Origin of the sequence: Paenibacillus chibensis (genome assembly GCF_004001045.1) — a bacterium.
Taxonomy (GTDB): Bacteria; Bacillota; Bacilli; order Paenibacillales; family Paenibacillaceae; genus Paenibacillus_AQ; species Paenibacillus_AQ chibensis.
On the sequence record NZ_BIMK01000043.1, the window covers coordinates 49,504 to 60,066 of the forward strand.

The window sequence follows — 10,563 nt, forward strand, 5'->3', positions numbered from 1 at the left end:
CTCCTTTCCTTACGACGCCTGAGCAGGTCAGACACGGACAAGGCCGGCCCCGGCAAAAGCCCCGAACACCGCTTCCTGCAGCGTCATGCCGCTTGAAAGCGCGACATACGATATGCCCCGCTCCGATGCCATTTGCCGGAGCTCGTTCTGGTAATGCACCAGCTCCTCGCGGTATCTCTGCAGCACGCGTCCGGTAAAGGCAACCTCCTTGCCGGTATTCAGCTCGCTGTCGATGAGCCGCAGGTCGCCGCTAAGCTCCGGATCGATCTCTTCCGGCGATAGCACCTGCACGAGCACGACCTCCTGACCGGCACCTGCGAGCCGGGAAAGGACGCTCCCGAGCGACGACTCTGCCTCGCCCAGCCAAAAATCGGAGAAAATCCAGGTCATACCGGACAAACGCGGTACGGCTCCCGGCTCCCTGAGCGCTGTTGACAGGCTGCCCTCGGCTCCTGGGGGCATATCCTGCAAAAACTGGAACAATCTCATCGCTGCCCCCCGTCCCCGCAGAACCGGCAGCCTGCCCTGAATGCGGTCGCTGTAGCAGCTGGCCCCCACCCGCTCATAGGAACACAAGGCGATATAACCGATGCTTGCTGCCAGCCTTTTTGCGAATAGAAGCTTGTTTTCGCCTTTTCCTCCACCTTTATCGCTCTCCGGTGAAGAACCCCCAAAATCCATGGAAGCCGAGCAATCTACATAAAGGCTGACCATCAGCTCCTGCTCATCCATAAACTGGCGGACAAACGGCTTCCCGGTGCGGGAATACACGCCCCAGTCAAAGCGGCGGATGTCGTCACCGGGCGCATAGGAACGATAGTCGGCGAATTCCAGCGAAGAGCCCAGCCTGCTGGACCGGCGCTTCCCCTGGAGAGTACCTGCGACGCGCCTGCCCGAGCCGAGCGCCAGTCTTTCCAGCCGTGCCATCCAGTCGGTCGTCAGCAGATGGGAAGGGCTCATGGCCGTCCTCCAAGCGCCTGCAGCATCTCCTTAATGACCTGATCGGTTGTAATGCCCAGGGCTTGTCCTTCGAAATTCAAGAAAATGCGATGCCGAAGTGCGGGAACGGCCACGGCGTTGATGTCGCTTTGGGACAAATGCATCCTGCCTTGGCATACCGCCCGAACCTTCCCTGCCGAAATGATCGACTGAATGCCGCGCGGTCCGGAACCGAAACGCACGTACTTCTTCACGCCTTCCGGAGCCGTCCCCTCTTCCGGATGGGACATCATCAGCAGCCTTGCCGCGTAATCCAGCACCTCGTCCGCTACGAGGACCTCCCTGGCCCCATGCTGGATTTCCAGAAGCTCTTCCGGACCCGCCTGCTTCACGATGGTGGGCGCATGGTTGGACGTCGTCCGTCTCACGATTTCCTTAAGCTCGTCGGCGCTTGGGTACGGCACGAGTATTTTCAGAAGAAATCGGTCCAGCTGCGCTTCCGGCAGCGGATAGGTTCCCTCGTTCTCAAGCGGGTTTTGCGTTGCGAGCACGAAAAACGGGCTCGGCAGCCGATGCGTTTCATTGCCGACCGTCACCGTTTTTTCCTGCATGGCTTCCAGCAGTGCGCTTTGGGTTTTGGGCGTTGCCCGGTTGATTTCATCCGCCAGCACGATGCTGCTGAATAACGGCCCGCTTTGGAACGTCATCCCGGTCTCGCCCTGTCTGCCGAATGACAAAATTTGCGTCCCTGTAATATCGCTCGGCATCAGGTCAGGCGTAAACTGGATGCGAGAGAAGGACAGGTCCAGCGTGTCTGCGATCGTGCGGACGAGCATCGTTTTCCCCAGCCCCGGAATCCCCTCCAGCAGCGCATGCCCGCCGGCAAAGATGCACCAGAGCATCTGCTCGACAACCTCCTGCTGGCCGACAATGATTTCGCCGATCTGTCCGCGTACGCGAGAGATCGTTTCTTTCCAGGCCTCAGGCTGGATTACGGTTTCCTGCATGTTGTTGTCCTCCCGATTCCTCGAATATTGGTGAGTATGATTCAGGGACTCGGATTAATCCCCGTAAAATAGTTCTCGACCAGGCTTTGCATCTGCTGCGGCAGTTCCTGCCGCCCCAGCGATTTTTTCGCCTCAGCCGCATATTCCTTGTACACTTCCTCGTACGGACGGCTGGCTCCGTCCACGGCCGGGGCGGTTCCGCCCTTCTGGATCGTGCCGCCCTGCCCTTTCAGCGGCCCTTTGTCGTTTTGCTTATTGCCGGAGCCTTCAAATTTACGCGGCGTCATGATCAAATCACGCCCGCCAGCTCCGAGGCCAGCCCCGGAGCCTCCGGACCCCGAACCGCCTGAACCGCGGCCGTTGCCCGAACCATTCTCGGAACCAGCGCCCGAGCCGCTTCCAGAGCCGTTACCGGAACCAGCGCCTGACCCTTGCGTTCCACTGCTGCCTGGGGAGGATGAAGGATCGCCATCCGGCTCGGCTCCTCCGGCTTCCTCACCCAATGCAAGCTCTTCCGCGCTGCCCCCGCTGCTCCACGTATCGGAGACCGGCATGCCGGCCGCCGCCATTTGCGTAGAGAGGCCGAGCCCTTGCGAGGCTAGCTTGGAGCTCATCGCGGATGCCGCTGCGGATTGGCTGGATGCGGCCGCCCGGGCCGCAAGCGCTTTGGCAAGCGCCGATTCCAGGTCATTCAGCGCCTCTTCCTTTTCTTGATCTCCGGTTCCTTCGGTCAGCGCTTTTTGCGTTTTTTTCAAAGCATCCGCCAGTTCCTTGGTCTCCGGTTGTTTGCCGGCTTCCTCTGCCAGCTTATCCAGCGCTTCGCGCAGCTTCTGCTTTTGCTCAGGCGTCAGCTGCTTCACCTGCTTCTTGAACGACTCCATGGCCTTTTTCAAGTCCTCAGGCTTTCCTTCGGCCAGACTTTTGCCCAGCGATGCCATCTGAGGGGCATTCTGCATTTTTTTGCCCAGCTCGGACAGGTTTTGAACGGCGGCATCCTGCTTCGCGGCCATTTTCTCCATGTCCTTCATCGTTTTCTCCAGCTCGGCCAGCGCTTTCTCGGGATCCTTCTCGGCTGCCAGTTTTTTTTGCAGCGTCTTGAGCGAGTCCTCCAGCGGCTTATTTACCACCGGGTCCAGCTTCTGAGCCTGCAGCTGCGAAACCAGCTGCTCCGTTTGCTGCTTCTGATCCTGAACCCACTCTTTGTGACGCTTGGCTTCCGCCAGCTTCTCATCCGCGGGATTGGGAAGCACGGACAACACGCCTGCTGCGACGAGCAGAACCGCGGCCGTTGCCGCTATTTTTTTGTAACTCGGGTAAGGAAGCCTTTTCTTCAGCTGAGCGGCGAAGCTGTTTCCATATGCCTCGGCCTGGGTTCGCTGCCACCTTGCTGCCGCGCTGTCCTCCCCGGCAAAAGCCAGCGCCGTCACCATCATGTCGCTCCGCTCGGCTCCGCCTGTCGCCGTGTCCATGGCCTGCGCAGCCTCCTGCTCCTTTACCCGGTGCAGAGCGCCCCAGAGCGCACCTCCAAGCAGGCCGGCTCCAATGGTCCCCAGCGCAAGAAAGCGATACCCCGCAATCGGCCACAGCCGGGCCGCGAGCAGCAGCACAATCGCACACCCCAGCCCGGCGGCAATCCCGCAGCAGGCAAAGCGGATCAGCCTGAACATCTGCAGCCGTGACCGCGCCTTTGCGACCGCACTCCAAATGGCGTCCATCAGCTCTCCTCCTTTTTGCGTCCCTGTTTATCGTTAATGCCCCATCATGCTTTTCTTGATTAAGCCGTCTTCACTTACACGCTCCTTGTCAGGAAGGATCGTTCCCGCCTGTATCCATGGAAAGAGCCTGAGTCCCGCGCTTCTTGAATTTGCGTCCTGCATCCGGTCGAATCCGGCGGATGCTGATCCATATTGCGGCGATGATAACCACCGTGTATACCAATAGAAACTCCTGCCACAGCTGAATCGGCGCATCGGAGTTCAGATTGCCGTTTCGCAGCAGGAAGGCCGATTTCGAAAAGCTCGGTTCAAACAAGCTGATCAGCGCTCCCGCAGGGTTCAAGCCGAGAATGTATCCGACCCAGGAGTATGTGGTCCCCGTTCCGGGCTGCAAGGCATACTGATGCCGCTGAACGATGCTCATGGCGAACAAATAAATCAGCCCCGTCATCAGAAAAATACAGAGCCCGACGCCGTAGGTCACGATAACCGAGATCATCGTCCGCTTAAATAGCGTCGAGAACAGAACGCCAAGCGCTCCGAGCAGCAGCATCACGAACAGATAAAATAAAAAGATGAAGATCATCTGCTTCAGCGAAATGCCGCCGTACAGGAAGACGATGCTGTAAATCGGCATCGTTGCCACAATGATCAGCGTCATGAAGCTCAGCGAGGAAAACAGCTTGCTCAAAATAATGGTGGCCGAGCTTTGCTGCGTCGTCAGCAGCATGCTCAGCGTCTGCTTCTCCCGTTCGCCGCTGATTACGCCCGCCGTCAGGGCTGGCGCCATAAAAGCAATCAAGACCAGCTGCGCAAAGCTCAGCACATAGAACATCATGCGTCCGGCGCTGGAATTGAACGGCTGATTGCCGTTATTCCCCAGGTACAGGGTGACGTAGATAAATCCAAGCGCGATCAATCCAAGCACCAAAATGTAGGCCAGCAGGGAAATCGCCGATCGGGGCGTCCGCATTCTCAGGCGGAATTCCTTGTCCAGTACCGGGTTTATCCATTTACGGCTCCAGTTCATATGACAGCCCCTCCCTTTGTGATTTCGAGGAACACGTCCTCCAGATTGGTTTGCGCTTCATGGAAGGAAACAACCCCATAGCCCCATGCAATCATCTTCTGCAGCAGCTGCACCTGTTCCAGGTCTCCGCCTCCAAAATGGACATGAATGCCTGTATTGTCCGAAAGCACGGCGGATACGAGCGGTTCGTCCTGCAGGCGGGCGGAGAGCTCGTCTTCGCGCTCCAATACACGGATATGAAGCACTTTTTTGACGCGAAGACGGGCCTGAATATCCGCAACCCTGCCTTGCGCCACCATCTGACCATGCTCGATGACGCCGATCTCGTCCACCATCTCTGCCAGCTCCGGCAAAATATGCGAGGAAATAATGATCGTCTTGCCCATCTGCTTGAGCTCTTTCAAAATTTCCCGCATCTCGATTCTTGCCCGCGGGTCCAGACCCGATGCCGGCTCATCCAGAATCAGCACTTTCGGATCATGAATCAGACAGCGCGCCAGGCATAAACGCTGCTTCATTCCGCGCGAGAGGCCATCCACGTACACATCGCTTTTGTCGCTCAGGTTCACCAGCTCCAGCAGCTGCGGAATGAGCTGATCGCGTTCAGCGCGCGGGATATTGTAGCTCGCCCCGTAGAAATGAAGATACTCCGTCGTTTTCAGCTGGTCATATACGCCGAAGAAATCCGGCATATATCCGATTCTTTTGCGCACTTCCTTCGGATGCTGCGTCACGTCGAAGCCATCGACCTTGGCCACGCCCGAGGTCGGAAGCATCAAGGTGGCGAGAATGGACATCGTCGTCGATTTGCCGGCGCCGTTCGGGCCTACGAATCCGAAGACCGTACCCTCCGGAATAAATAGATTAATATCTTTTAACGCATCGAAATTGCCGTAACGCTTGCTCAAATGCTGAATGTCGATCATGGCTTTACTGCCCCCTTTACTGCAAGCTCAGGCAGCATAAGGTCCGTCGCCGCTTTGGCCGTCACTTTGACACGGATGCGTCCCTGCGATGCATACTGCTCATTCGGATTGGCCGCGCTCCACTGCTTGGAGGCATCCCACTTCATCGGCTCCCAGTCCTGCTTATGATCATTAAAAATATAATATTCCGTTTGTTTCCCGGGATTCGTGCCCTGAAGCTTCAGCGTGCCGCCCGTCATGCTTTTCATGTCCGGAACGTCATAATCAAAGGTGACACTGCCCTGTTCCATATGGCTCATGCCGTTTGGCTCCTGATACCAGTTCGGTGAAGAAATCTGGTTAACGATCGGCATGATAAAACCGAAAGGAATGTTCAACTGACCGTTTTGAACCCAGCTGATTTGCACCGGCTGCAGCCACAGGTTCAGCTGATCGCTTTCCATGTCGCGGCCGTCGCTGCGGTAATTAAGCAGCTTATCCTTGCTGAACGCCAAAATATAGGCATCTCTTCCTGACCAATCCGAATTCTGGAGATAGTTATCGAGCATCCCCTTCTCCCTGATGTAAGGATCTTTATTGCCCCCGGTATTCGGGAATAAAGACATGCTGATGCTCCCGCCCCGGTAGGACTGCGTCTGCTTCACCGCTGCCAGGGATACGGATTTGCCGGGTTCAAGGCTTCCCAGCGAGTAGATTTTCCCGCCGACGACAAGTCCGGCATCCTTCAGGCTTTTCGTCGTCGAATTTACGACCTTCCCGTCAATATCGCCCTTGGCGTTAATCATGAGACTGACGTCCAGCTGGCCCATATTTTCATTTTGCTTGCGCTGCTCGACCCACAGCTTGGCCAGGGACCACTGCGGCATGTCCAGCAGCTCGACGCCCGTTTCCTTCGGACCGGTCTCCACCAGATTCCGGCTGTCCCCGCCGCCCGAGAACGATCCTTCCCGTTGAACGGTCACATAGGAATTGGCAGGCAGCTCCAAATGATAGTTTCCGCTTCCCGGCGAGAAGAACGCCGTCGCGCTTTTGAACTTTCCTTGGCCCTTGCCGTCCAGTTCCACGACATTCAGCGTATGGGCCAATTCTTTCGTTTTATCCGAGGCTCCGATGGCATACACCGTTCCGCTCGCGATCAACGCAACCAGCGGAATGATCCACCACGACCATTCGCGCTTGTCCATTCTCTTCAGAATCAGGTACAGCAACGGCGCAACGAGAATGGCATACACGACCAGCAGCCAGGCAAGCACCTGGAACGACGGCATGTTCAAAGATGGAAAAAAGTTCAATATGTAGTTCAGATTCATCATCGGATTGAAATTTCCGCGGCTCGTTTTTTGGTTATCCGCCTGAAGCTCGCTGCCAAGCAGGGCCGACCATACGGATGAATTTCCGGCCCATGAGGCCATCGGCTCCTGGGCAAGGTCGTATGCGGCATAGAGCACCTTGCCGTTCTCGACCTGCCGGCTCGCGAACAGCGGCTTGCCCCCGGCGGAATACAGCAGGTTGGCATCCGGGACAAGCTGGGCATCGGATAACGTAAGCTCGCCGCCCAAATTGAGCTTGGTGCCGCCTTTGCCGCTTCCCTGCTTCGATGCCCCAAGCTGCTCCAGCTCGGGCAGCTCCGTGACGCTGAAGGTGCCTTGATAGGCAACCGGCGAGATGGAAGCAAACGGAGCGGAAGTTTTCGGATAAGCGGCTCCTCCTCCGAGAATCAGCTGACCTCCGGTTTTGACCCATTGCTCAATCGATGTCACCTGCGCAGGCGAGAGCGTGTCCGATGCAAACCGGTCCAACACCATTACATCAATGCCGTCCATCAGCATCGGATCCGCCGGGATCTCCGGCTGCTTCATATGCATGACGTTAATCTTGGAATTTCCGCTCTGGATCAACGCCAGGAAGTTCATCGCGTCAGGATCATCCGACAAGACGGCGACATTCATGGAATTAATGACAAAGCCGTTGACATAGCCTTGGCCGGAAGAAAAGCTGATCAGCTTCCCCTTCTGCACACTGCCTTCGTAAAAACGGATGGCGTTATTGGCTTCGTAATACTGCTGTCCCGGAATGGGGATTACAACCTCCTTCGGCGTATCCTTCGGCAGCTCGACATGCTGCACGTAAGAAGTCGGACTGTTGCCGAATTGGTCCTGAATGACCTGAAACACAATATCTCCCGATAAATCCTGATTGCTCGTCAGAGTAAGCTTCAGCGGATTCCATGTTCCGTTTTTCATCATTCCGTTATAGCCTGCTTCGCTTTTCACGGCAATGGAAGGCTTATCCTCCGCATGGGCAACGCCGGCGCCAAATCCTAGCAGCAGCAGCAACAGCGCGAGTGCCCATAACGGCAGCCTTGTCCATGCGGGATCTTTTTTTATCAAAGACAACTTCTCTCCCCCTCTCTATTCGTTGCTTGATTTGATCTTACAATATTAAAGACGTTCCGTTTCTTAAGTTCACTTCATGATTTCATAAAATTTTATAAAGAAAAATTTCGGCGAATCGCTTTACAATAATTAGTACATGTGCTAAAAATATGTTTTTCTCCATATTCCGATAAGCTTTGACGTTCGTTCTTCAAAATCATGATCCGCCTCAGTACCTTTCACAGCAGCGGGGATCGAAGAGAGCAGAGGCTGTACGGTGCAACGCGAGGAGGTGGTTTCGAGGTCATGCCTGCTGATATAACTAAATTGTCCATCGACGTATTTCCAAAGATGGCATACCGCTTTCGCTGGTGTTATTCATGCGCTGCAGGTTTGCCCTGTTTCGGATGTTCTAACTTCCTGATATTTAAAAAAAGCCCGCTTCATTCCGAAGCAGGCTTGTATCACTGTATTCTCTTGGGCTAAATCGAATCAGCCGTTAAAAACGACCGTTTTATTGTCATGCACCAGAATCCGGTCCTCAATATGCCATTTGACGGCCCGCGCCAGCACGACGCGCTCGATGGTGCGGCCGATCCGTTTCAGCTCGCTGACATCGTCGCGGTGACTCACGCGCTGCACGTCCTGCTCGATGATCGGACCGCCGTCCAGCACCTCGGTGACGTAGTGGGCGGTAGCCCCGATGATTTTCACGCCGCGGTCATACGCCTGGGCATATGGCTTGCCCCCGACAAAAGCCGGGAGGAACGAATGGTGAATATTGATGATCCGGTTCCGGTAATGCTCGATGAAGAACGGAGAAATAATCTGCATGTAACGTGCCAAAATGATCACATCAATGTCATCTCCCACGACTTCCAGCTGGCGCTGCTCGGCTTCTTTCTTCGTATCGGCGGTTACCGGGATATGATGATAAGGGATGCCGAAGGATTCGACGTATTCCTTCATGTCCGGGTGATTGCTGACTACCATTGCGATTTCGGCGTCAAGATCGCCGGCCTGCCACTGCCACAGGAGCTCGACCAGGCAATGATCCTCTTTAGAGACGAAGATCGCCAGTCTTTGCTTGCGGCTGACATTATTCAGCTTCCAATCCATGCCGAACTTGCCCGCTACGTCAGCGAACTGCTTTTCAAGTTCAGGTAGTCGCTGCTCCAGATCCGCCAGGTCGAATTCGATCCGCATGAAGAACATGCCGCCCTTCGGATCCATCGAATATTGGTCGGATTGAACGATATTGGCTCCATGCTGATGCAGAAAATGCGATACGGCGGCAACGATCCCCGGTCCGTCCGGACAAGAAATGAGCATGCGCGCACGGTTTTGGTGGGCTTGCGAAGATGATGCGTTCTTTTTGACATGTAGTTCCATGAGACTCCTGCTCCTCCCTCATACTATCTCTCTAAGATGAAATATGGTTTCTATTTCAATGCCTCTTTGCCTGCCAGACAAGCAATCAGACGCTCATTGATCTGCTTCTCGCTGAGATCCGGGAACACGTTCGCTTCGGCGACCATATCGTACAAACGTTCCAGCGGCTCGCGGGAATCCGCCTTTTTCGCTTTGGCATCGTTCTTCAGCAGCGTCCAGACGTCCAGCACGAACTGGCGGGGGTCGATGTCCTGCTTCGCATAAAAGGCATGCAGGTCCTCGACCTGGTTGATAAACTCGGCGCCGAAGCGTTCTGCCACATTGCCGCGCAGAAGCGCAATTTCGATCTCGTACATCGGAGACTGTGTTTTCGCGTCTTTACCGATCCAAGGCGTCTCCAGAATGAACGGTCTACCGGCAAGCTTCTCGTGATGCACGACGCTGTTAATCGTGTCGAAGCCGATCCAGCCCGTGCCGATGGGTGTGTGACGGTCTTTCCCCGCACCGCGCGGGTTTTTGCTGTCATTGATATGCACGACACCGATCCGGTTCAAGCCGATGATCCGGTCGAACTCTTCCAGCACTCCGTCGAGGTCGCTCACAATATCGTAACCGGCATCATGGATGTGACAGGTGTCCATGCAGATGGTGAGGCGTTCGTTATGCTCCACCTTCTCAATCATACTCGCGATTTCTTCAAAGGTTCGGCCCATCTCCGTCCCTTTGCCGGCCATCGTTTCGAGCGCGATATGGACTTCCGTTTCGTTGGTGCCGTTCAATACCTCGTTCAGGCCGTCGGCAATCCGCTGAATGCCGTATTCCGGATCCTTGTCCGTATATGCCCCCGGATGAAGCACGATGTTCTTGACGCCGATGGCATGCGTGCGGCGGATTTCCTCTTGCAGGAAGCTGACCGCAAGCTCAAACGTGCTCGGCTTGTACGATCCGAGATTGATGATATAAGGCGCATGCACCACGATTTCCTCGAAGCCGCTTTCCTTCATGAGCTGCTTGCCTTCCTCCAGATACATCGATTCCATCGGCTTGCGGCGCGTGTTTTGCGGAGCGCCGGTATATATCATAAACGAGCTCGATCCATAGGTGTTAGCTTCGTTGGTTGCACTTAACAGTCCCTTGTCCGAAAAGGACACATGAGAACCGATTTTAAGCATAATCCAT

General features: G+C 55.5%; 8 protein-coding genes. All 8 read right to left on the bottom strand.

The window, feature by feature from the left end; translation table 11 throughout:
* Positions 1–27: 27 nt before the first annotated feature.
* Complete coding sequence (locus tag PCH05_RS24830; protein ID WP_127606991.1) at positions 28–960, bottom strand: DUF58 domain-containing protein; 933 nt, start codon at positions 958–960, stop codon at positions 28–30.
* Positions 957–1,946, bottom strand: coding sequence for an AAA family ATPase (locus PCH05_RS24835; RefSeq protein WP_127606993.1), 990 nt, complete (start codon positions 1,944–1,946; stop codon positions 957–959). The genes PCH05_RS24830 and PCH05_RS24835 overlap by 4 nt, the downstream gene beginning before the upstream one ends.
* Positions 1,947–1,987: 41 nt before the next feature.
* A complete protein-coding gene (locus PCH05_RS24840; RefSeq protein ID WP_127606995.1) occupies positions 1,988–3,661 on the bottom strand; it encodes a DUF8809 domain-containing protein in 1,674 nt (557 codons plus the stop codon).
* A gap of 88 nt (positions 3,662–3,749) precedes the next feature.
* Positions 3,750–4,691 (bottom strand): ABC transporter permease, encoded by a 942-nt coding sequence (locus tag PCH05_RS24845; protein WP_127606998.1) that lies wholly within the window; start codon positions 4,689–4,691, stop codon positions 3,750–3,752.
* Complete coding sequence (locus PCH05_RS24850; RefSeq protein WP_127607000.1) at positions 4,688–5,617, bottom strand: ABC transporter ATP-binding protein; 930 nt, start codon at positions 5,615–5,617, stop codon at positions 4,688–4,690. The genes PCH05_RS24845 and PCH05_RS24850 overlap by 4 nt, the downstream gene beginning before the upstream one ends.
* A complete protein-coding gene (locus PCH05_RS24855; protein ID WP_127607002.1) occupies positions 5,614–8,013 on the bottom strand; it encodes a DUF8725 domain-containing protein in 2,400 nt (799 codons plus the stop codon). Before PCH05_RS24855 ends, PCH05_RS24850 begins: the two co-directional genes overlap by 4 nt.
* 471 nt (positions 8,014–8,484) lie before the next feature.
* Positions 8,485–9,384, bottom strand: a complete 900-nt coding sequence (gene purU / locus PCH05_RS24860) for a formyltetrahydrofolate deformylase (RefSeq protein ID WP_127607004.1) — start codon at positions 9,382–9,384, stop codon at positions 8,485–8,487.
* A gap of 50 nt (positions 9,385–9,434) precedes the next feature.
* Positions 9,435–10,556, bottom strand: a complete 1,122-nt coding sequence (locus PCH05_RS24865; protein WP_127607017.1) for a deoxyribonuclease IV — start codon at positions 10,554–10,556, stop codon at positions 9,435–9,437.
* Positions 10,557–10,563: the final 7 nt, after the last annotated feature.